Below are 20,117 nucleotides of genomic sequence, written 5' to 3' on the forward strand. Positions count from 1 at the left end.
TCATGGCGCCTCAGCACGTGTTGTCGGCGGGCGCCGCCGGTCGGCGCCCGCATGGCCGGAAAGGCGGCTGTGATGCAACGAAGTTCCGTACGACCCCCGCGTCGGCGGGGAGGAGGCCGGGCCCGCGGCAGACGCCCGGCGATCCTGGGCCTGGTCGCCGCCATGGTGGCGGCCGTGTTCTCCGTCGCCGGGCCCGTGTCCCCCGCCGCCGCGGCGAGCGCCGGAGACGCCACCGGTGCCAGCCAGTCCGGCAACACCGTCACGATCAGTACGTCGACGGCGGCCAAGGCCCGGGTGGTGATCGCCCGTCAGGACATCTTCCGGATATGGCTGTCACCCAACGGCACCTTCACCGACGACCCGGCCGGCAACGCCCTCGCGATCGACACCGACTTCGGCGCCGTGACGACGAGCGTCTCGGATGCCGGCGCGTACTACCGCATCACCACCCCGGCCATGAACATCCGGGTGAACAAGTCCCCGCTCCGCTTCTCCGTCTACCGGGCGGACAACACCACGCTCGTCTGGCAGGAGTCGCAGCCGCTGTCCTGGACCGGCACCCAGACCAGCCAGTACCTCTCCCAGGGCCCCGACGAGCAGTTCTACGGCACCGGCCTGCGCCTGGGTGAGTGGGCGCTGCGCGGCAAGACCGTTCCGGTCTCGGTCGCCAACACGTGGAAGGAGAACACCAACGCCAGCCCGGCGCCCTTCTACATGTCGACCAACGGATACGGCGTCATGCGCAACACCTGGGCGCCCGGTACGTACACCTTCGGCGCGCCCGGCACGTTCACGCACAACGAGAGCCGCTTCGACGCCTGGTACTTCGTCGGCGACTCCCTCAAGGGCGTGCTCGACGCGTACACGGACGTCAGCGGCAAGCCGTTCATGGCGCCGGCGTGGGGCTTCGAGCTCGGCAACGCCGACTGCTGGAACGCCTCCAACCCGGACTACACCGGTGACCACGACCGGGCGCGTCACCAGACCACGAAGGACGTCCTCGGGTACGCGGCCGACGCCCGCGCCGCCGACATGCCCTCCGGCTGGTTCCTGCCGAACGACGGCTACGGGTGCGGCTATGCGGACCTGAAGGCGACCGTCGACGGGCTCAAGGCGAAGGGCTTCCAGACGGGTCTGTGGACGTCCACCGGTCTCGCGAACATCGCCGACGAGGTCGGCACCGCCGGGAGCCGCGGGGTCAAGACCGACGTCGCCTGGATCGGCCCCGGCTACAAGTACGCCTTCGACGGTGTCCAGCAGGCGGTCGACGGCATCGAGAAGAACTCCGACGCCCGCCGCTACGTCTGGACGGTCGACGGCTGGGCCGGTACCCAGCGCAACGCGGTCGTCTGGACCGGCGACACGCCGGGCACCTGGGACGCCATGCGCTGGCACGTCCCGGCGATCGCGGGCGCGGGCCTGTCCGGGTTCAACTACGCCTCGGGTGACGTGGACGGCATCTTCCAGGGCAGCCCCAAGACGTACGTCCGCGATCTGCAGTGGAAGGCGCTCACCCCCGCTTTCATGACGATGTCCGGCTGGGGCGCCACCAACCCGGAGGCCGGTTACCAGGACAAGCAGCCTTGGCGGTTCTCCGACCCGTACCTGTCGATCAACCGCAAGTACCTCAAGCTGAAGATGCGGCTGATGCCGTACCTGTACTCGGCGAGCCGCGTCGCCACCGAGACCGGCACGCCCACGGTCCGCGCCATGGTGCTCGAGTACCCGAACGACCCCGTCGCGCGCGGCAACCAGACCAGCGGCCAGTTCATGTCCGGTGACTCGCTGCTCGTGGCCCCCGTCGTGACGGACACCACGACCCGCGACGGCATCTACCTCCCCGCCGGCACGTGGACCGACTACTGGACCGGGAAGACGTACTCCGGCCCGGGCTGGCTCAACGGCTACAACGCCCCGCTCGACACCCTCCCCGTCTTCGTCAAGGGCGGTGGCATCGTGCCGATGTGGCCGCAGATGAACTACACCGGCGAGAAGGCGGTCGACAAGCTCACCTACGACATCCATCCGCGCGGATCGTCCACGTTCACGCTGTACGAGGATGACGGCATCACCCGCGAGTACCAGAGCGGCGCGTACGCCAAGCAGAAGGTCGACGTCACCGCGCCGGCCTCCGGCACCGGCGACGTGAGCATCGCTGTCGGCGCGAGCACGGGTACGTACGACGGCAAGCCGGCCGCCCGTGGCTACGAGTTCACCGTCCACTCGGCCGCCGCGCCCACCGGCGTCACCGTCGGCGGCACGGCGCTCCCGGCGCTGACCTCCAAGGCCGCGTACGACGCCGCCGCAACCGGCTGGTACTTCGACCCCGCCGACCGCTCCGGCACCCTGTGGGTCAAGGCCGGCTCGAAGTCGGGGGCGTTCACCGTCACGGCGAACGGCCTGACGCTCCTCCCGGCGACGGCGGTGCCCGCGACGGGGCAGCCGATCTCGAAGGCCGCCTGGAAGGTCGCGTACGCCGACAGCCAGGAGACCTCGGCCGAGAACGGAGCCGCCGTGAACGCCATCGACGGCAACCCGGCCACGAAGTGGCACACCGCCTACTCCGGCGGCTCGGCCGCCGCGCTCCCCCACGAGCTCCAGATCGACCTGGGAGCGCGGTACGACGTCGACAGCCTGTCCTACCTGCCACGGCAGGACGGCGCGAGCAACGGGCGCATCGGGTCGTACGAGGTGTACGTCTCCGACACGACGGCGAGTTGGGGCAACCCGGTCGCCACGGGCGCCTTCGCCGACACCGCGGTCGAGAAGAAGGTCACCTTCGCGCCGAAGACCGGGCGTTACCTCCGTCTGAAGGCCCTGACCGAGGCGGGGAACCGGGGCCCGTGGACGAGCGCGGCCGAGATCTCCGCGACCGGCCGCGCCACGCCGCTCCCGGCGAACGCGACCCTGGTCAACGCCGCTTCCTCGTCCTGCGTCGACCTGCCCTACGGCACGACGACGCCTGGGAGCGAGCCGACGCTGTACGCCTGCCACGGCGGGACCAACCAGCGCTGGACGTTCACGGCCGGCGGCACGCTCACCGGCAAGGACGGCGTCTGCCTCGACGGCTCCGGCGCCACGGCCACGGTCCAGCCGTGCAACGGCTCCGCGGGCCAGAAGTGGCAGCTGGGTGCCCAGTCGACCGTGACCAGCGGCGGTCGCTGCCTGGCCCCGGTCGGATCGGGTACGGCCAACGGGACGAAGCTGACCCTCGCCACGTGCTCGGGCTCAGCGGCCCAGCGCTGGACCCTCGTGGCCTGATCCCGCCCTCCACCTGCGCCTCCGGCCCTGCTGTCCCAGTCCGGAGGCGCAGCCTTGCGAAAACCTAGACAGCCAAAGTTTTTGCGCTTACCGTGGCAGACCGGACGGTTTCGAGCCGTCGACCGCGCCCCGCCCCCCAGGCGCAAGGAGCCCTCCCCATGCACATCGCCGCCTCCCCCGTCGCCGCGCAGAGCGGCCCCCCGAGCGTCACTCCCCACCAGCCCTTGTACGGGGCCCGGCAGGCCGTGTCCGTCATGGCCGCGACCGTCGAGGCGGTCCCTTCGCTCCGGCGTTTCGCCCGGGACACGGCACGCTGCTGGAACCTGGGCGACCACGCCGACGAGGCCCTCACCGTGATCGTCACCGAACTCGTGACCAACGTCGTGCGGCACAGCGGCAGCCTCGATGTCGCCGTCCTTCTGACGACGACGGGAAGGACCGTGGCCGTCCAGGTCCAGGACACCGGACGGTGGCGCCGCCGACGCCCCCGCCTGCCCGGCGACGGCCTCGACGCGTGCTGCGGCCGAGGCCTGGGCCTGGTGCGCGCCTACGCCCTGGACTGCACCATCGTGCGGACCGCTCGCGGCACACGGGTGGTGGTGACCCTGGCTCCCGGAGCCGACGGCGCGCAGGAACCGCCGGAGGCGGACTACCCCGTCGCCTGAGGCCCGGACGCCCGCTCGTCCCCCAGGGCGTCCATCAGCACATCGCGCAGCCGTCCGATGTCCCCGGCCATGTCGATGGACGGCTCCAGCAGCCACTGGAGCTGCAGGCCGTCGGTCGCGGCCAGCAGGACCCGGGCGGCCCAGTCGGCGTCGCGGCCGGCGTCCGGCTCGGCGGACTCGAGCCCCGGGGGCGGACCGGCGACGAGCAGGGCCGCGATCTGCTCCCGCAGCCGGCGGTAGCGCTCGGTGAAGAACTCGTGCCCCGGGTGGTCCGGGTCGGCGGAGGCCGCCGCGATGTCCAGGAACAGTTTGACAAGCCCGGGCGTGGCGGCATTCTCCGCCAGCAACTCCGTGCGCCACAGCACCGTCTCCGGGCCGTACGCCTCGGCGGCGGAGGTGTCACGGGCTTCGATCACCGCGGCGAGCAGGGCTTCCCGGCTGCCGAAGTGGTGCAGCACCCCCGCGTCGGTCAACCCCACCCGCTGGGCGATGTCGCGCACCGACACCCCCCTGCTGCCCGCCTCGGCGTAGGCCGCCAGGGCGGCGTCGAGGATCTGCTGCCGCTTGGCGGCGGTCTTGGCGTAAGGCCCCCGGGACCCTCGTGTGCTCACTCAGGCACTCTAGCCCTCACCGACCCTAAAACCTTGACGCGCCACGTTTTCAGGGAAGCGACCGGTGCCCGAGCAGGTCCCGGCGGACCGGGCTTGTCACCTTCTCCCGGCCTTCACCGTCACCCGAGGCCGCATCGCCGGCATCCGGATCGTCGTCGACCCGGCCAAACTCGCCTCGATCCCTCTGCGCGCCCCGGTCTGAGCCGGTGTCACACGGCGGCGAGGCCCCGGCCACAGCACCACCCCGGGCGCCCAGGACACGTGACCTTGAGGGCCGCAAGCTCGATACTGCCGTAGGCCCCACCGCCAGGCTCTCAAGGAGAAAGCCCATGAGAATGCTGATCAACGTTCCGGAGACCGTCGTCGCCGACGCGCTGCGGGGCATGGCCGCCGCGCACCCCGAACTCACCGTCGATGTCGAGAACCGTGTCGTGCTGCGGAGGGACGCGCCCATCGCCGGGAAGGTGGCTCTGGTGTCCGGGGGCGGGTCCGGGCACGAGCCGTTGCACGGGGGGTTCGTGGGCCCCGGGATGCTGGCCGCCGCGTGTCCCGGGGAGGTGTTCACCTCGCCGGTGCCCGATCAGATGGTGCGGGCCGCCGCCGCGGTCGACAGCGGGGCCGGGGTGCTGTTCGTCGTCAAGAACTACACCGGTGACGTGCTCAACTTCGAGATGGCGGCCGAGCTCGCCGAGGACGAGGGCATCCAGGTCGCCAAGGTGCTGGTCGACGACGACGTGGCGGTGACGGACAGCCTGTACACGGCCGGGCGGCGGGGCACGGGGGCGACGCTCTTCGTGGAGAAGATCGCGGGAGCCGCCGCCGAGGAGGGGGCGCCGCTGGAGCGGGTGGAGGCGATCGCGCGGCGGGTGAACGAGCGGTCGCGGAGTCTCGGCGTGGCACTGAGCGCGTGCACCACGCCCGCGAAGGGCAGCCCCACCTTCGACCTCCCGGAAGGTGAGCTTGAGTTGGGGGTCGGAATCCATGGCGAGCCGGGGCGGGAGCGGCGCGCGATGATGACCTCGCGCGAGATCGCGGACTTCGCCGTCGACGCCGTACTGGAAGACCTGCGGCCGTCCGGGCCGGTCCTCGCCCTGGTGAACGGGATGGGGGCCACGCCCCTGCTCGAACTCTACGGATTCAACGCCGAGGTGCAGCGGGTGCTGACCGAGCGCGGGGTGCCCGTCGCCCGCACGCTCGTCGGGAACTACGTCACCTCGCTGGACATGGCAGGCTGCTCGGTGACGCTCTGCGAGGCCGACGAGGAGATGCTGCGGCTCTGGGACGCGCCCGTGCAGACGGCCGCGCTGCGCTGGGGCCGGTGAGAGAGGGATGTCCGAAGTGAACGAGCTCGACGCCGCGTTCTTCCGCCGCTGGCTGGCCACGGCAACGGCCGCCGTCGACCGTGAGGCCGAGCACCTCACGGAACTCGACTCGGCGATCGGCGACGCGGACCACGGCGCCAACCTGAAGCGGGGGTTCGCCGCCGTGACGGAGGTGCTGGACAAGGAGCCGCCCGCGACGCCGGGAGCCGTACTCACCGTCGCCGGACGGCAGTTGATCTCCACCGTGGGCGGCGCGTCCGGCCCGCTGTACGGGACGCTGCTGCGCCGCACCGGCAAGGCACTCGGCGAGGCGGAGTCCGTGACGCGGCAGGACCTGGCGTCGGCGCTGGCCGCCGGGGTCGAGGCCGTCGGCCGGCTCGGCGGGGCCCAGGTCGGCGACAAGACGATGCTGGACGCGCTCGTGCCCGCGGCGGAGGCGCTCGGCGACTCCTTCGCCGCCGCCCGGGACGCGGCCGAGCGCGGCGCCCTCGCGACCGTACCCCTCCAGGCACGCAAGGGCAGGGCGAGCTATCTGGGTGAGCGTTCCATCGGGCACCAGGACCCCGGCGCGACGTCGTCGGCGCTGCTGATCGCCGCGCTCGCGGAGGTGGCCGCCGCATGACCGGCCAGGTGGGCATCGTGCTGGTCTCGCACAGCGCGGCCGTGGCCGACGCCGTCGCCGCCCTGGCCCAGGGGCTCGCGGGCGGCGGGGCGACCGCGCCGGTCGCCGCCGCCGGAGGCGCTCCCGACGGGGGTCTGGGCACCAGCTCCGAGCGGATCGTGGAAGCAGCGAAGGCGGTCGACGGCGGTGCCGGGGTGGCCCTCCTCGTCGACCTCGGCAGCGCCGTCCTGACGGTCAAGGCGCTCCTCGCCGAGGGTGACGAACTGCCGGAGGGGGCGCGCCTCGTGGACGCCCCGTTCGTCGAGGGCGCGGTCGCCGCGCTCGTCACGGCGAGCGCCGGCGGGGACCTGGACGCGGTGACGGCAGCGGCGCAGGAGGCGTACACGTACCGGAAGGAGTGAGCGCGCACGAGAGGGGACGGGGGCGGGCGGGGGGCGCGCGGGAGATCCGTCACACACCGTCCGGGAGCGCACCCGTGTTGTGATGTAGCTGGTCAACCCACTAATGTCACAGCGCCTTGGTGTACGGGAAACCGGTGCGGTACCGGTGCGGCCCTCGCCACTGTGATCGGGAAGTCCGGCTCCATCCCCCTGGGGGGAAGCCACTGGACCGCCGCGGGAGACCGCGGCGGTGTGGGAAGGCGGAGCCGCGGCGGCATGACCCGTCAGCCAGGAGACCGGCCAAGGTGCGTTGTCCATCCACGAGGTGCTGGAGAGGGTCTCCCAACCATGCATATAGCCGAGGGGTATCTGCCCCCTGTGCACGCGGCCGCCTGGGGCGTCGCGTCCGCTCCCTTCGTCGTCCACGGCGTCCGCGCGCTGACCCGCGAGGTCAAGGCCAACCCCGAGTCCACCCTGCTGCTGGGCGCGTCCGGCGCGTTCACGTTCGTCCTGTCCGCTCTCAAGATCCCGTCCGTGACGGGCAGTTGCTCGCACCCGACCGGTACGGGCCTGGGCGCGATCCTGTTCCGTCCGCCGGTGATGGCGGTCCTCGGCACGATCACGCTGCTGTTCCAGGCGCTGCTGCTCGCGCACGGCGGGCTCACCACGCTCGGCGCCAATGTGTTCTCGATGGCGATCGTCGGGCCGTGGGCCGGATTCGGTACGTACTGGCTGCTGCGCCGCTTCGACGTGCCGCTCATGGTGAGTGTGTTCTTCGGCGCGTTCGTCGCCGACCTGTCGACGTACTGCGTGACCAGCGTCCAGCTCGCGCTGGCCTTCCCCGACCCGGGCAGCGGTGTGGCCGGGGCGCTCGCCAAGTTCGGCGGGATCTTCGCCGTGACGCAGCTGCCGCTCGCGGTCAGCGAGGGTCTGCTGACCGTGCTCGTCATGCGGCTGCTCACCCAGTCCAGCAAGGGGGATCTGACCCGGCTCGGGATTCTGCTCCCGTCCCGTAAGAAGGCCGACACCGCGGAGGCGAGCGCCCGATGAGCCGGAACGCGAAGATCAACTCCCTGATTCTGCTCGTCGTCGCGGCTCTGGCGGTGCTGCCGCTGGTCCTGGGCCTCGGCGACCACAAGGAGGAACCGTTCACCGGAGCCGACGGCGAGGCGGAGGCGGCGATCACGGAGATCGCTCCCGACTACGAACCGTGGTTCAGCCCGCTCTACGAGCCCGCCTCCGGTGAGATCGAGTCGGCCCTCTTCGCCCTTCAGGCGGCACTCGGCGCCGGCGTGCTGGCGTACTACTTCGGCGTGCACAGGGGCCGCAAGCAGGGCGAGGCCCGGGCCGAGGCGAAGGCGCTGCAGTCGGCGTCGGACGACACGTAACCGCCGGTGCTGCCGATCGACGCGGCGGCGCACAGCAGTCGCTGGCGCCGCCGTCATCCGTGCGAGAAGGCCGTGCTCGGCTTCGGCCTGACGCTGTGCGCGGTCTGTCTGCCGCCGTGGCCCGGTGCCGTTCTGGTCGCGGCGGCCACCCTGGTCGTCCTTCTCGGTCCGGCGGGGGTGCCGGGGCGTCAGCTGTGGCGCGCGTTCCGTATCCCACTGGGCTTCTGTGTGACCGGGGCGATCCCGCTGCTGTTCGAGGTGGGAGGGGACCGGGGACTCGTCGTGCTCGCGCAGGACGGGCCGGTCCACGCCGGTGAGCTGCTGCTGCGGACGTCGTCCGCGTCCCTGGGCGTGCTGCTGTTCGCCTTCACCACGCCCGTGTCCGATGTCCTGCCGCGCCTGGTGCGGGCCGGGGTCCCGGCGCCCGTGGTGGATGTGGCGTTGGTGATGTACCGGATCAGCTTTCTTCTTCTGGATGCGATATCCAAAATCCGACAGGCGCAGGCGGCCCGGCTGGGGCTGACCACGCGGGCGGCGACCTGGCGTTCGCTCGCCGGGCTCGGCGCCACGGCGTTCGTCCGCGCCTTCGACCGGGCGCAGCGTCTGCAGACCGGGCTGGCGGGGCGGGGGTACGACGGGACGCTGCGGGTCCTGGTGCCCGAGGCCGCGATCTCGGGCCGCTTCCTCGCCTCGACGGCGGGCCTGCTCGCCGGGCTCGTCGCCCTCACTCTCGTACTGGAAAGGTCCCTGCCGTGAGCCCCGCACCCCCTGTCGTGGAACTGCTGAAGGCCACGTTCGCCTACGAGGACGGGCCGGTGGTCCTGGACGGCATCGACTTCGCCGTCCCGGAGGGCCGGGCGCTGGCCCTGCTCGGCCGCAACGGCGGCGGCAAGACGACGCTGCTGCGGCTGCTCAGCGGGGGCCTGCGCTGCGACAGCGGGGTCCTGCGGCTCGACGGCACGGAGGTGTCGTACGACCGGAAGGGGCTGACCCGTCTGCGGACGACCGTGCAGCTGGTCGTCCAGGACCCGGACGACCAGCTGTTCGCGGCGTCGGTCGGGCAGGACGTGTCGTTCGGGCCGATGAACCTGGGTCTGCCGGAGGAGGAGGTACGACTCCGGGTCCGCGAGGCCCTTGAGGCGCTGGACATCGTCGCGCTGGAGGACCGGCCGACGCATCTGCTGTCGTACGGCCAGCGGAAGCGGGCGGCGATCGCCGGGGCGGTGGCGATGCGCCCCCGGGTCCTCATCATGGACGAGCCGACGGCGGGGCTCGACCCGCACGGCCAGGAGCGCCTTCTTGAGGTGCTCGGCCGGTTGCGGGACGCGGGCACGACGGTCGTGATGGCGACCCACGACGTCGACCTGGCCCTGCGCTGGGCGGACGAGGCGGCGGTTCTCACCCCGGACGGGCTGCGGACGGGACCGATCGAGACCCTGCTCGCCGACGACGCCCTCCTCGACGCGGCCCGCCTGCGCCGCCCCTGGGGCATGGCGGTGACCCGCCTCCTACGCGCCCACGGCCTCCTCGCCCCAGAGACGCCCGGCCCACGCACCGCGGAGGACCTGACGGCGTGGACTGCCCACTCCCGCCAGGGGCAGACCTGATGGCCCCGGGGGGCGGGCTCACTGCTTGTCAGCTGGTTCAAGCCGCTCGGTCGGTCCGGCGAAGGCCAGAAACAAGGAACGGGAACTGAGCAGCCACACTCCGTCGACCTTGACGAACGTGTCCTCATAGTGGCCCACCTGTGTAGGGGCCCGTGGGGGCACGAAGCCGTCCGTGTATCCATCGACACGGTAGGTCGTGAAGTAAGTGGTCGCCGTCGCTGTGGCCTCGGAGGTGACGGTGACCAGGATGTTCGTGCATATCCGGCGCGAGAGCCGGTCCGCGGGCCGACCGGCGAAATACGACCGCAGCGCGTCACGGCCCTGAATCCGGCGGTCACCTTCCGCCCACTCCCAGACCCCGTCATCCGTGAACAGTTCAGCCACCTCACCCGGATTGCCGAGGTCCAGCTTGTGGACGAACTCGACGATGAGGCGCTCGCAAGCTCGCTCAGCAACCAGACGGTCCGTGGGATCAAGGGCTTCCGCAGTCATCCACCTGTCCTATCAGCGTGGCCAGAGGCACCGCGACAGCTTTCTGATCTGACGCGCGCACACACGCAGTGACCGGTCCGTCGAACGACGACGCACCCGCCCCCTCAGGCACCCCCCGCCCGCACGGCAGGCCCGGCGGTGCTTCGCAACGTCGCGCAGATCACGCTCGTGCCGTTATGCAACTTGTTGCACAACGGTGTGGGAGTCGTCTACAACAGTCATGACGACCCTGCGCGAGGAGGCGCCCCCCATGACCCCGACCCCGTACCCGCACCTGCTGAGCCCGCTCGACCTCGGGTTCACCACCCTGGCCAACCGGGTGCTCATGGGCTCCATGCACGTCGGTCTCGAAGAGACCGAGAACGGGTTCGAGCGCATGGCCGCCTTCTACGCCGAGCGCGCCCGCGGTGGCGTCGGGCTCATCGTGACCGGCGGGATCGCCCCCAACGAGGCCGGCCGGCCCTGGGACGGCGGGGCCAAGCTGACCACGGAGGAGGAGGTCGCCGAGCACCGGCTCATCACCGACGCCGTGCACGCCGAGGGCGGGCGGATCGCGATGCAGATCCTGCACTTCGGCCGGTACGCCTACCACCCCGGGCTCGTCGCCCCCAGCGCGATCCAGGCGCCGATCAGCCCCTTCGTACCCAACGAGCTGACCGACGCCGAGGTCGAGCAGACCGTCGAGGACTACGCGCGCTGCGCCGAGCTCGCCAAGGCCGCCGGGTACGACGGCATCGAGGTCATGGGCTCCGAGGGCTACCTCATCAACGAGTTCATCGCGGCCGCCACCAACCACCGCACGGACCGCTGGGGCGGCAGCTACGCGAACCGGGTGCGCTTCCCGCTGGAGATCGTCCGCCGGATCCGCGAGCAGGTCGGCGAGAACTTCATCGTCATCTACCGTCTCTCGATGCTGGACCTGGTCCCGGGCGGCTCGACCCTGGAGGAGGTCGTCTCCCTCGCCAAGGAGATCGAGGCGGCCGGCGCGACCATCATCAACACCGGCATCGGCTGGCACGAGGCCCGGATCCCGACGATCGCGACCTCCGTGCCGCGCGGCGCCTACACCTGGGTCACGAAGAAGCTGATGGGCTCGGTCTCCATCCCGCTGGTCACCAGCAACCGCATCAACACCCCCGAGGTCGCCGAGCAGATCCTCGCCGAGGGCCGCGCCGACATCGTCTCCATGGCCCGCCCGTTCCTCGCCGACCCCGACTTCGTCGCCAAGGCCGCCGCGGACCGCGCCGACACCATCAACACCTGCATCGGCTGCAACCAGGCCTGCCTGGACCACACCTTCAGCCTGAAGATCACCTCCTGTCTGGTGAACCCGCGCGCCTGCCACGAGACGGAACTGGTCCTCTCCCCCACCCGGCTCGCCAAGCGGATCGCCGTGGTCGGCGCGGGCCCCGCCGGTCTCGCCTTCTCCGTCTCCGCCGCCGAACGCGGCCACTCCGTCACCCTGTTCGACGCGGCGAGCGAGATCGGCGGTCAGCTGAACATCGCCAAGCGCGTACCGGGCAAGGAGGAGTTCGACGAGACGCTCCGCTACTTCCGCGTCCAGCTCGACGCGCGGGGGGTCGAGGTCAGGCTGAACACCCCGGTCGCAGCCACCGACCTGGACGGCTACGACGAGGTCGTCGTCGCCACCGGCGTCACCCCCCGCACCCCGGAGATCGAGGGCGTCGACCACCCGAGCGTCGTCAGCTACCTCGACGTCCTGCGCGACGGCGCGCCGGTCGGCGAGCGGGTCGCGATCATCGGCGCCGGCGGCATCGGTTTCGACGTGGCCGAGTTCCTGACCGACGGCGGCGAGGGCGCGAGCCAGGACCCGGAGACGTACTTCAAGCAGTGGGGCGTCGACACCTCGTACGAGGGCCGGGGCGGACTGCGCGCCCCCGAGCGGCCCCGGCCGCCGCGCCAGGTCCATCTGCTCCAGCGCAAGACCACCAAGGTCGGCGCCGGTCTCGGCAAGACCACCGGCTGGATCCACCGCGCGGAGATGAAGCACCGGGGCGTCACCATGGTCGCCGGCGCGTCGTACGAGCGGATCGACGACGAGGGCCTGCACCTCACCATCGACGGGGAGCCGCAGACCGTCCCGGTCGACACGATCGTCCTGTGCACCGGTCAGGAGCCGCGCCGCGGCCTGTACGAGGAGCTGATCGCTGCGGGCCGTACGGCGCACCTCATCGGCGGCGCGGACGTGGCCGCGGAACTGGACGCCAAGCGCGCGATCGACCAGGGCACGCGGCTGGCCGCGACCCTGTGATCGCGCCGGGGCCCCGAACCTAGGATGCGTGCATGTCCCTCCCGCACGCGATCCTCACGGCGCTGCTCGAGAAGCCGTCCTCCGGTCTTGAGCTGACGCGCCGCTTCGACCGGTCGATCGGCTACTTCTGGTCGGCCACGCACCAGCAGATCTATCGCGAGCTGGGCAAGCTGGAGCAGGCCGGGCACATCCGCGCCCTGCCTGCTCCGGTGCCGGCGCGTGGCCAGAAGAAGGAGTACGAGGTGCTGCCCGCGGGCCGCACCGAGCTGGCCGACTGGGTCGCCCGCACCGAGGACCCCAAACCGCTGCGTTCCTCCCTGCTGCTACGGATGCGGGCGGCGGCGGTCGTCGGTGCGCCGGGCATGCGGGAGGAGCTGTGCCGCCATCTCGCCCTGCACCAAGGCCAGTTGGAGGAATACCGGGCGATCGAGGAACGCGACTTCCCTCCGGAACGCCGCGAGACCGAACCGGACCGCCTCCGCCACCTCGTCCTGCGCGGCGGCATCGACCTGGAGCGCTTCTGGGTGGAGTGGCTGACGCACGCGCTCGCGGAACTGGACCGATAGGGCGGTAGACCGCTGGACCGCTAGCGACGGGCCCGGCGCCTGCGCAGGACATACGCGCCGGCCAGGAGCGATACGGCGGCAAGACCGAGCCCGAGTCCGGTTTCGAAGCTTGTGGGGCCGTAGCTTCCACCGGCGCCGCCCTGCGCCCCGCGCGAAGGCAGCACCGTGCCGGTCGGGGGCGCAGGGGTCGGGGTCGGGGGCACGGGGGTCGGCGTCGGAGGCACAGGGGTCAGGGTCGGGGTCGGAGGCACCGGGGTCGGCGTGGGAGGCACCGGGGTCGGGGTCGGAGGCACCGGGGTCGGGGTCGGAGGCACAGAGGTGGGCGTCACAGGCGCCAACGTGGGCTCCGGGAACATCGCCCTTGGGTCCAGGGGCAGCACGGTGGCCGCGCTTCTCCGGGGAAGCCACTCACAGGCGATGTTGTCGTCCGTACCCCGATCCTCGTCGAGGCGGTGCGGGTCACTCGGGTCCCTGTCGAACTCCGCCTGCGCGTCTTCCTGATAGTCGAAGTCCGGGCAGTTGAGGTCCTGCGCCTGCGCCGTCCCGGCCAATGGGACAACGCAAGCGCAGGCCATGGTTATACCCGCCACGACACTGCGCCAGCTCATCGCGCCTCCTGACGTGTGAAACCAGGCTGTCGCTAGGACGCTACGAGCAGAGGAGCCGTGCGGCGCGGGACCGTAGACCGAACGGGCAGCGGTCCAAGCGCCGCCGGGGCGGACGGAAGCCGGCCCGCCGCGTCGCTCACTGGCCCGCGACCGTCGCCTTTCGCCAGGCCGCGTCGCGAAGGAGCCGCAGGCCGTTGAGGCCCACCAGGACCGTCGAACCCTCGTGGCCGGCCACGCCGAGCGGGAGCGGGAGGTGGCCCGCCAGGTCCCAGATCACCAGGGCCGCGATGCAGGTGCCGGCGATCACCAGGTTCTGCACGACCAGGCGGCGGGCGCGGCGGGAGAGGGCCACGACGGCGGGGACCGTGGCCAGTTCGTCCCGAACGACCACGGCGTCGGCGGTCTCCAGAGCCAGGTCGGAGCCGGCCCGGCCCATGGCGATACCGGTGTGGGCGGCGGCCAGCGCGGGGGCGTCGTTGACGCCGTCGCCGACCACCAGGACCCGGGCGCCGGCCCGCTCCCACTCCCGTACGACCGCGACCTTGTCCTCGGGCAGCAGCCCGGCCCGTACGTCCGTGATGCCGGCCCGCTCGGCGATCCGGGCGGCAGCGCCCGCGTTGTCGCCGGTCACCAGGGTGGGTGCGGTGCCGGTGAGACGGGTGAGCGCGGCGACGGCGGCCGGGGCGCCGTCACGGAGCCGGTCGGCGAAGGTCAGGACGGCGACGCGGGCGCCGTCGACGACGACCTCGACGGCGGTGTCGGCGTGTTCGCCCTGGGCCCGGCGCACCCGCACGTCCCGGCCCTCGACCATGGCCCGTACCCCGTCGCCCGGCACCGACGTGAAGTCGCTCGCCTCGGGGACACGCAGCCCACGCGCGCGTGCCTCGGCCACCACGGCGCGTGCCAGCGGGTGTTCGCTGGACCGTTCGGCCGCGGCGGCCAGGGCGAGCGCCGCCGGGTCGCCCTGGAGGCCGGTGACGCGCGGCACGCCCTCGGTCAGGGTGCCGGTCTTGTCGAGCGCGACCCGGTCGACCGCGCCCAGGCGTTCCATGACCACGGCGGACTTGACGAGGACGCCGTGTCGGCCCGCGGTGGCGATGGCGGAGAGCAGCGGCGGCATGGTGGCGAGGACGACCGCGCAGGGCGAGGCAACGATCATGAAGGTCATCGCGCGCAGGAGGGTGGAGGTGAGGTCGGCGCCGAACGCGAGGGGGATGGTGAAGAGCGCGAGCGTGGCGACGACGACGCCGACGGAGTAGCGCTGTTCGACCTTCTCGATGAAGAGCTGGGTGGGTGCCTTGGTGGCACTGGCCTCCTCGACGAGGGCGACGATCCGGGCGACGACGGAGTCGGCCGCGTCCTTGTCGACCCGTACGCGCAGAGCCCCCGTGCCGTTGAGCGTGGAGGCGAACACCTCGTCGCCGGGCGACTTGGGCGCGGGCAGGGGCTCCCCGGTGATGCCGGCCTGGTCGACGTCGCTCGCACCGTCGAGGACGGTGCCGTCGGCGGGCAGCCGCTCCCCCGGCCGTACGAGGACCGTGTCCCCGATCCGCAGCTCGGCGACGTCCACCGACTCCTCGGCCCCGGTGCCCGTGAGGCGTACCGCCCGCGCGGGGGCGAGGGCGAGCAGTCCGCGGACGGAGTCGGCGGTGCGGCGGGTGGCGAGCGCCTCCAGGGCGCCGGAGACGGCGAAGATGACGATCAGCAGGCCGCCGTCGAGGTACTGGCCGATCGCCGCGGCGCCGAGGGCGGCGACCACCATGAGCAGGTCGACGTCGAGGGTCTTCTCGCGCAGCGCCGCGAGGCCCTCCCGCCCGGGCTCCCAGCCGCCGGCGGCGTAACAGACCGCGTAGAGCGGGCCCCAGGTCCAGGCGGGCGCGTCGGTCAGGTCGAGGGGCAGCGCGAGGAGGAAGGCGAGGGCGGACAGCGCGGCCCAGCGGACCTCGGGCAGGGACCACGCGCGCGTGCGCCGGGAGCCCGGTGGGGCCTTGTCGGGGGAAGCGGCGGTCCGCGTGTCGAGCGCCGGGGAAGCCATGGGCGGGCACCTCTTCGATCGCAGGGGTGGCGTGGCTGACGCGACCACCATAGCGGAATACATGAAGAGGTCTTCATTCATGAGTTTCGCCGCCGCGACTACGATGAGCCCATGGGACATGGAGCGAACGGCGGGACGACCCCGGCAACCCACCTGGACGCGGAGTCCGCGGCCACGATCGCCGCCACCCTCCAGGCCCTCGCGACGCCTTCGCGGCTGATGATCCTCACCAGGCTGCGGCAAGGGCCGTGCGGAGTGACCGAACTGGCCTCCGCCGTCGACATGGAACAGTCCGCCGTCTCCCACCAGCTGCGCCTGCTGCGCGCACTGGGCCTGGTGACCGGCGTGCGGCAGGGCCGCCGGATCGAGTACAGCCTCTACGACAACCACGTCGCCCAACTCCTCGACGAAGCCGTGTACCACATCGAGCATCTGCGGCTCGGCGCACGCGACGTGCCCCGGGAGACGGTGGATACTGGGAAGTCGTAGATCGACTTCGTCGAAGGGGCGGGTATGACCGACGAGTTGGGGCGCCGCGGCACACGTCACGCGGTGGTCATCGGGGGAAGTCTCGCGGGCCTGCTGGCAGCGCGGGTACTGAGCGAACACGCGGATCGGGTCACGGTCGTCGAGCGCGACCGCTTCCCGGAGGGGCCGGACGCCCGGCCCGGGGTACCCCAGTCGCGGCACGTGCACGTGCTGCTCGACTCGGGGCAGAAGGCGCTCGACGAGCTGCTGCCCGGCTGTACGGCCGAACTGCTCGAACTCGGCGCGCCCCGGGTGGGGATGCCCGAGGACATGGTGCAGTGGCAGAACGGCCGCTGGTTCAGCCGCCACCCGGCCAGCACGCACCTCTACACGGGCGCGCGGCCCCAGTTGGAGTGGCTGGTGCGCCGTCGGGTCCTCGCCGATCCCCGGATCGAGGCCGTGGAGGGCACCGAGACGGTCGGTCTGCTCGGTGACGCGTTGCGTGTGCGCGGCGTCCTGGTGCGCGAGCGGGGCGCGGGCAAGGAGCGGGAGAGCCGCCCCCTGGAGGCCGATCTGGTGGTCGACGCGTCGGGCCGCGGCACGCACGCGTCCGACTGGCTCGCCGCGATCGGCGCGGAGGCGCCGCACGAGGAGACGATCGACACCGGCCTTGCCTACGCGACCCGGATGTACCGCGCCGTCGAGGACCCGGCCGTGGACGCGCTGGGCTTCAACCTCGTCCCCAACCCCGAGCAGGTGTACGGGGGCGTGGCGCTGCCCGTCGGGGGCGGGCTCCATCTGGTCACCCTGTCCGGGATTCGGGGCGATCTGCCGCCCACCGACGAGAAGGGGTTCGAGGCCTTCGCGGCGAAGCTTCCGCACCCGGTCCTGAGCGAGTGGATCGCGAAGGCCACGCCGGAGTCCCCGGTCCATGGCTTCCGCCAGACCGCCAACATCCGCCGCCGGTACGACCGTCCGGGCCGCAGGCCCGCCGGTTTCCTCGCCACCGGCGACGCGCTGTGCGCCTTCAATCCGATCTACGGCCAGGGCATGGCCGTCGCCGCGCTGAGCGCCGTCGCGCTGCGCCGGGCCCTGGCCGATCCCAAGCGGACGCCGACGACGCGGACCGTCCAGAAGGCGCTGCTGGACGCCTCGAAGCAGGCCTGGGACATCTCGGCCGGGGCCGACCGGAAGATGCCGGGCGCGACGGGGAACGCGATCGCGACGCGCGCGATGGACAAGCCGGTGGGGTGGTACATGGGACGGCTGCAGCAGCGGTACGGCGGGGATCCCGTGGTGGGCGCCGCGTTCCGCTCCGTACTGACCCTGTCGGCACCGATGACCGCGCTGTTCGCCCCGGCGGTGGCCCGGCAGGTGCTCTTCGGGCCGGTGCCGCAGACCCCGGCGACGCCGCCACTGCGGCGCGAGGCGTAGTTCGGCCTGCGTGACGGGGCGGCGGGCGGGTGTCAGACGCCCGGCGCCGCCGTGACGACGCCTGCGGCGATCGCCGCGCCCAGGACCGCGTAGTCGTCGGCGTTCTGGTCCGTGTAGCGGATCGCGAAGTCGGCGACGGCGCGGTCGAAGACGTCCGAGGAGCCGAGGTACGCGGCGATGGCGATGCGGTCGCCGGAGCGGGCGTGGGCGCGGGCCAGGGCGCGGCCGCAGAGGCCGGCGTACGCGCGGAGCATCGCCGGGGACATGGTCTCCACCTCGGCGGATCCCTTCATGTCGCGCAACTGCCGCCAGTAGAAGTGGCGTTTCTCCGGTCCGGTCATCCAGCCGAGGAAGATGTCGCTCGCGGCCTGCGTCAGGCGCTGGCCCCGGACGACCCGCTGGCCTTGGTGCCCGTACGCGCTCGGCGACAGGTACTCCTCCAGGACCGAGCGGCCGGCCTCCTTGATCTGGAGGATCAGCGGGTCGCTGTCGTCCCGGCCTTCCAGGAGGAGGATGAAACAGCGGGTGCCGACGCTGCCGACGCCGACGACCTTGCGGGCGGCGTCCACGTAATGGAAGCGGTCCAGGAGGATCCGGCGCTCCTCGGAGAGCGAGCTGCGGTAGTCGCTGAAGACCTTGCCGAGGGTGACGCGGTCGAGGTCGGTGGCTCGCTCGAGGAGCGGGGCGTCGTCGACGATGCGGCGCCTCCCGCTCTCGTCGAGGGCGGTGAGCTTGCCGAACGCCTGAAGACTCGTGCGGCGGCGGGCGCGGGCGAGACGGTTCTCGAAGGTGGCGCGGCGCCCCCGGCGAACCAGCGGGGCCAGGTCGTCGGCGGCGATCCGCTCGTACCAGACGGCGAGTTCGCCGAGGCCGGCGAGGCGGCGCATGGCGGTGCGGTAGGACTCGCCGACGACGAGGGCCGCCTGGTGGGCCTTGGCCTTGCTGCTGCCGTTCTGGAGGGCGGCGGCGGCCACGCTGGCGGCGAGCCGCTTGACGTCCCATTCGAAGGGGCCCGGCAGTGTCTCGTCGAAATCGTTCACGTCGAAGAGAAGCGCCCGTTCGGGTGAAGCGTAGACGCCGAAGTTGAGCAGATGGGCGTCGCCGCAGAGCTGGACGGTGAGTCCGGTGTGGCGTTGCGGGGCGAGGTCGGCGGCCATGACGGCGGCCGCGCCGCGCAGGAAGGCGAACGGCGAGGCCGCCATCCTGCCGTAGCGGATCGGGACCAGTTCGGGCACCCGGTCGACGGACTGCCGCTCCAGCACGCTCAGCGGGTCCGGGCGTTGCGAGGGGGGTATCCAGCGGCCGTGGGAGGAGCGCGGCACCCTCTTGCGGGCCGCCCTGCCCGCCTCGGCCCGCGCCGCAGGTGTCGTCATCCGGCCTCACCCGCCTCTTTCGCAGCCTCTTCCGGTTGGGATTCATTACAAGGTCAGGCGGCTCGGTCCGCACCCCGGGGCGACCCGGCTTTCGGCCACTCCCGTCGCCACCCCTTCCTTAATGGTTTAGACCAATGATAGGAATTGATCACCCCTGCGGACCAGACTGTCACGCTGAGCAAAGAGAGGGGTTGGAACATGACTGAACCCGAACCCGAGCAGCCTGCGGCGGTCCCGCTCTATCTGCGGGTCGCCGCTGCCCTGCGGGGCGACCTCGCCGAACGGCACATAGCCCCCGGCAGCCGGCTCCCGTCCGAGCGCTCGCTCGCGCACCGCTACCACGTCAACCGGCAGACCGTCCGGAGTGCGCTCCAACTGCTGCGCGAGGAACGGCTCGTCGTCACCGACCGACGAGGAACCTTCGCGGCGGGCACCGAACAGGAGCCGCGCGAACCGTCTCTGACGGTGCGCCGACAACTGTTCCCCGGCGGCACGGAAGCCGCCGACGCCCTGGTACGCGCCTCGCTGACCTGGGAGTCACCGCCTGCCGGCCTCGTGGCGCGTCTGGGGCTCGTGCCCGGCGAACCGACCCTCGTCCACCGGCATGTGGTCCTCTCCCCCGGCGGGACGCCGATGCAGCGGTCGGTGTCCTGGTTCTCGCGTGCGGCGCTCTCGGAGATCCCTCAGCTCGCCAGGTACCGGCGGACCCGGGGCTCCGTCCTCCGCCCGGACCTGAGGCTGCTCTACCACTGGATGCATCAGGCCGGACTCCGGCTCACCCGCCGGGAGTCGATCGGGGTACCACCGGGCGCCACCACCGGCGTGGGGGGCGGGGCGCCCCGGCTGATCGTCCACCGGGTCGTGTGCGACCAGCACGGGCACGCGCTGGAGATCACGGACATCGACTGCGCGGCGCAGGGGGTTTCCTGGACCTACGAGTTCAGCGGCTGACGAAGGGAGATCGGATCCAATCTCCCGGATTGCGGATCACGGATCCATGATCCTGGATCCAA

The 20,117-nt window shown here is 72.0% G+C and carries 19 protein-coding genes and 1 riboswitch; of the genes, 15 read left to right on the top strand and 4 right to left on the bottom strand.

Annotated elements, in window-relative coordinates; all coding sequences use genetic code 11:
- The first annotated feature begins 72 nt into the window (after window positions 1-72).
- Both ACWF79_RS15205 and ACWF79_RS15210 read left to right on the top strand, forming a co-directional pair.
- The gene (locus tag ACWF79_RS15205) at window positions 73-3,261 is read left to right on the top strand and encodes a TIM-barrel domain-containing protein (protein WP_453728568.1); all 3,189 of its coding nucleotides are present in this window, start codon (window positions 73-75) and stop codon (window positions 3,259-3,261) included.
- A 158-nt stretch (window positions 3,262-3,419) separates the two neighbouring features.
- Window positions 3,420-3,926, top strand: a complete 507-nt coding sequence (locus ACWF79_RS15210; RefSeq protein WP_453728569.1) for an ATP-binding protein — start codon at window positions 3,420-3,422, stop codon at window positions 3,924-3,926.
- On the opposite strand, the gene ACWF79_RS15215 is transcribed toward ACWF79_RS15210, so the two are convergent.
- The gene (locus tag ACWF79_RS15215; RefSeq protein ID WP_453728570.1) at window positions 3,911-4,537 is read right to left on the bottom strand and encodes a TetR/AcrR family transcriptional regulator; all 627 of its coding nucleotides are present in this window, start codon (window positions 4,535-4,537) and stop codon (window positions 3,911-3,913) included. The genes ACWF79_RS15210 and ACWF79_RS15215 overlap by 16 nt on opposite strands.
- Before the next feature lie 64 nt (window positions 4,538-4,601).
- Between ACWF79_RS15215 and ACWF79_RS15220 the strand changes: the two genes are divergently transcribed.
- The 8 genes from ACWF79_RS15220 (at window position 4,602) to ACWF79_RS15255 (ending at window position 9,856) form a co-directional block, all read left to right on the top strand.
- Window positions 4,602-4,739: a hypothetical protein gene (locus ACWF79_RS15220; protein WP_453728571.1), complete on the top strand. Its 138-nt coding sequence runs from the start codon at window positions 4,602-4,604 to the stop codon at window positions 4,737-4,739.
- A 127-nt stretch (window positions 4,740-4,866) separates the two neighbouring features.
- Window positions 4,867-5,859, top strand: coding sequence for a dihydroxyacetone kinase subunit DhaK (gene dhaK / locus ACWF79_RS15225; protein ID WP_453728572.1), 993 nt, complete (start codon window positions 4,867-4,869; stop codon window positions 5,857-5,859).
- A 7-nt stretch (window positions 5,860-5,866) separates the two neighbouring features.
- Window positions 5,867-6,481 (top strand): dihydroxyacetone kinase subunit DhaL, encoded by a 615-nt coding sequence (gene dhaL / locus ACWF79_RS15230; RefSeq protein WP_453728573.1) that lies wholly within the window; start codon window positions 5,867-5,869, stop codon window positions 6,479-6,481.
- On the top strand, window positions 6,478-6,882 hold the full coding sequence (locus ACWF79_RS15235; protein WP_453728574.1) for a PTS-dependent dihydroxyacetone kinase phosphotransferase subunit DhaM: 405 nt from the start codon (window positions 6,478-6,480) through the stop codon (window positions 6,880-6,882). The genes dhaL and ACWF79_RS15235 overlap by 4 nt, the downstream gene beginning before the upstream one ends.
- 100 nt (window positions 6,883-6,982) lie before the next feature.
- Window positions 6,983-7,180, top strand: a riboswitch (cobalamin riboswitch).
- Window positions 7,181-7,209: 29 nt separating this feature from the next.
- Window positions 7,210-7,911 carry an energy-coupling factor ABC transporter permease gene (locus ACWF79_RS15240; protein ID WP_453728575.1) on the top strand — a complete coding sequence of 234 codons (702 nt, stop codon included), beginning with the start codon at window positions 7,210-7,212 and terminating at the stop codon, window positions 7,909-7,911.
- Window positions 7,908-8,249, top strand: coding sequence for an energy-coupling factor ABC transporter substrate-binding protein (locus ACWF79_RS15245; RefSeq protein WP_453728576.1), 342 nt, complete (start codon window positions 7,908-7,910; stop codon window positions 8,247-8,249). The genes ACWF79_RS15240 and ACWF79_RS15245 overlap by 4 nt, the downstream gene beginning before the upstream one ends.
- Window positions 8,250-8,255: 6 nt before the next feature.
- Window positions 8,256-9,005 carry a cobalt ECF transporter T component CbiQ gene (gene cbiQ, locus ACWF79_RS15250; RefSeq protein WP_453728577.1) on the top strand — a complete coding sequence of 250 codons (750 nt, stop codon included), beginning with the start codon at window positions 8,256-8,258 and terminating at the stop codon, window positions 9,003-9,005.
- Window positions 9,002-9,856 carry an ATP-binding cassette domain-containing protein gene (locus ACWF79_RS15255; protein ID WP_453728578.1) on the top strand — a complete coding sequence of 285 codons (855 nt, stop codon included), beginning with the start codon at window positions 9,002-9,004 and terminating at the stop codon, window positions 9,854-9,856. Before cbiQ ends, ACWF79_RS15255 begins: the two co-directional genes overlap by 4 nt.
- Window positions 9,857-9,874: 18 nt before the next feature.
- On the opposite strand, the gene ACWF79_RS15260 is transcribed toward ACWF79_RS15255, so the two are convergent.
- Window positions 9,875-10,348: a nuclear transport factor 2 family protein gene (locus ACWF79_RS15260; RefSeq protein ID WP_453728579.1), complete on the bottom strand. Its 474-nt coding sequence runs from the start codon at window positions 10,346-10,348 to the stop codon at window positions 9,875-9,877.
- A gap of 250 nt (window positions 10,349-10,598) precedes the next feature.
- Between ACWF79_RS15260 and ACWF79_RS15265 the strand changes: the two genes are divergently transcribed.
- Together ACWF79_RS15265 and ACWF79_RS15270 are read left to right on the top strand one after the other, a co-directional pair.
- Entirely contained in the window at window positions 10,599-12,620 is a 2,022-nt protein-coding gene (locus ACWF79_RS15265; protein WP_453728580.1) for an oxidoreductase, read from the top strand.
- A 32-nt stretch (window positions 12,621-12,652) separates the two neighbouring features.
- A complete protein-coding gene (locus ACWF79_RS15270; RefSeq protein WP_453728581.1) occupies window positions 12,653-13,186 on the top strand; it encodes a PadR family transcriptional regulator in 534 nt (177 codons plus the stop codon).
- Window positions 13,187-13,930: 744 nt separating this feature from the next.
- Here the strand turns inward: ACWF79_RS15270 and ACWF79_RS15275 are convergent.
- Window positions 13,931-15,829 (bottom strand): heavy metal translocating P-type ATPase, encoded by a 1,899-nt coding sequence (locus ACWF79_RS15275; protein WP_453728582.1) that lies wholly within the window; start codon window positions 15,827-15,829, stop codon window positions 13,931-13,933.
- Between the two features lie 111 nt (window positions 15,830-15,940).
- Between ACWF79_RS15275 and ACWF79_RS15280 the strand changes: the two genes are divergently transcribed.
- Entirely contained in the window at window positions 15,941-16,318 is a 378-nt protein-coding gene (locus ACWF79_RS15280) for an ArsR/SmtB family transcription factor (RefSeq protein WP_361963159.1), read from the top strand.
- Window positions 16,319-16,342: 24 nt separating this feature from the next.
- A complete protein-coding gene (locus ACWF79_RS15285; protein ID WP_453728583.1) occupies window positions 16,343-17,731 on the top strand; it encodes an FAD-dependent oxidoreductase in 1,389 nt (462 codons plus the stop codon).
- A gap of 32 nt (window positions 17,732-17,763) precedes the next feature.
- Here ACWF79_RS15285 and ACWF79_RS15290 read toward each other — a convergent pair whose 3' ends face one another.
- Window positions 17,764-19,104 carry a DUF2252 domain-containing protein gene (locus tag ACWF79_RS15290; RefSeq protein ID WP_453728584.1) on the bottom strand — a complete coding sequence of 447 codons (1,341 nt, stop codon included), beginning with the start codon at window positions 19,102-19,104 and terminating at the stop codon, window positions 17,764-17,766.
- 198 nt (window positions 19,105-19,302) lie between these two features.
- Between ACWF79_RS15290 and ACWF79_RS15295 the strand changes: the two genes are divergently transcribed.
- Window positions 19,303-20,055, top strand: a complete 753-nt coding sequence (locus ACWF79_RS15295) for a GntR family transcriptional regulator (RefSeq protein WP_453728585.1) — start codon at window positions 19,303-19,305, stop codon at window positions 20,053-20,055.
- The last annotated feature ends 62 nt before the right edge of the window (window positions 20,056-20,117 follow it).

It is taken from the genome of Streptomyces sp. NPDC054975 (assembly GCF_053609105.1).

Excerpts from the sequence above, each read along its gene's own strand:
- ACWF79_RS15275 (WP_453728582.1), bottom strand. The coding sequence starts at position 15,829 with ATGGCTTCCCCGGCGCTCGACACGCGGACCGCCGCTTCCCCCGACAAG.
- ACWF79_RS15205 (WP_453728568.1), top strand. The coding sequence starts at position 73 with ATGCAACGAAGTTCCGTACGACCCCCGCGTCGGCGGGGAGGAGGCCGG.
- ACWF79_RS15210 (WP_453728569.1), top strand. The coding sequence starts at position 3,420 with ATGCACATCGCCGCCTCCCCCGTCGCCGCGCAGAGCGGCCCCCCGAGC.
- dhaK (WP_453728572.1), top strand. The coding sequence starts at position 4,867 with ATGAGAATGCTGATCAACGTTCCGGAGACCGTCGTCGCCGACGCGCTG.
- ACWF79_RS15295 (WP_453728585.1), top strand. The coding sequence starts at position 19,303 with ATGACTGAACCCGAACCCGAGCAGCCTGCGGCGGTCCCGCTCTATCTG.
- ACWF79_RS15240 (WP_453728575.1), top strand. The coding sequence starts at position 7,210 with ATGCATATAGCCGAGGGGTATCTGCCCCCTGTGCACGCGGCCGCCTGG.
- ACWF79_RS15245 (WP_453728576.1), top strand. The coding sequence starts at position 7,908 with ATGAGCCGGAACGCGAAGATCAACTCCCTGATTCTGCTCGTCGTCGCG.
- ACWF79_RS15235 (WP_453728574.1), top strand. The coding sequence starts at position 6,478 with ATGACCGGCCAGGTGGGCATCGTGCTGGTCTCGCACAGCGCGGCCGTG.
- ACWF79_RS15265 (WP_453728580.1), top strand. The coding sequence starts at position 10,599 with ATGACCCCGACCCCGTACCCGCACCTGCTGAGCCCGCTCGACCTCGGG.
- ACWF79_RS15290 (WP_453728584.1), bottom strand. The coding sequence starts at position 19,104 with ATGACGACACCTGCGGCGCGGGCCGAGGCGGGCAGGGCGGCCCGCAAG.
- ACWF79_RS15270 (WP_453728581.1), top strand. The coding sequence starts at position 12,653 with ATGTCCCTCCCGCACGCGATCCTCACGGCGCTGCTCGAGAAGCCGTCC.
- ACWF79_RS15280 (WP_361963159.1), top strand. The coding sequence starts at position 15,941 with ATGGGACATGGAGCGAACGGCGGGACGACCCCGGCAACCCACCTGGAC.
- ACWF79_RS15285 (WP_453728583.1), top strand. The coding sequence starts at position 16,343 with ATGACCGACGAGTTGGGGCGCCGCGGCACACGTCACGCGGTGGTCATC.
- ACWF79_RS15260 (WP_453728579.1), bottom strand. The coding sequence starts at position 10,348 with ATGACTGCGGAAGCCCTTGATCCCACGGACCGTCTGGTTGCTGAGCGA.
- dhaL (WP_453728573.1), top strand. The coding sequence starts at position 5,867 with ATGTCCGAAGTGAACGAGCTCGACGCCGCGTTCTTCCGCCGCTGGCTG.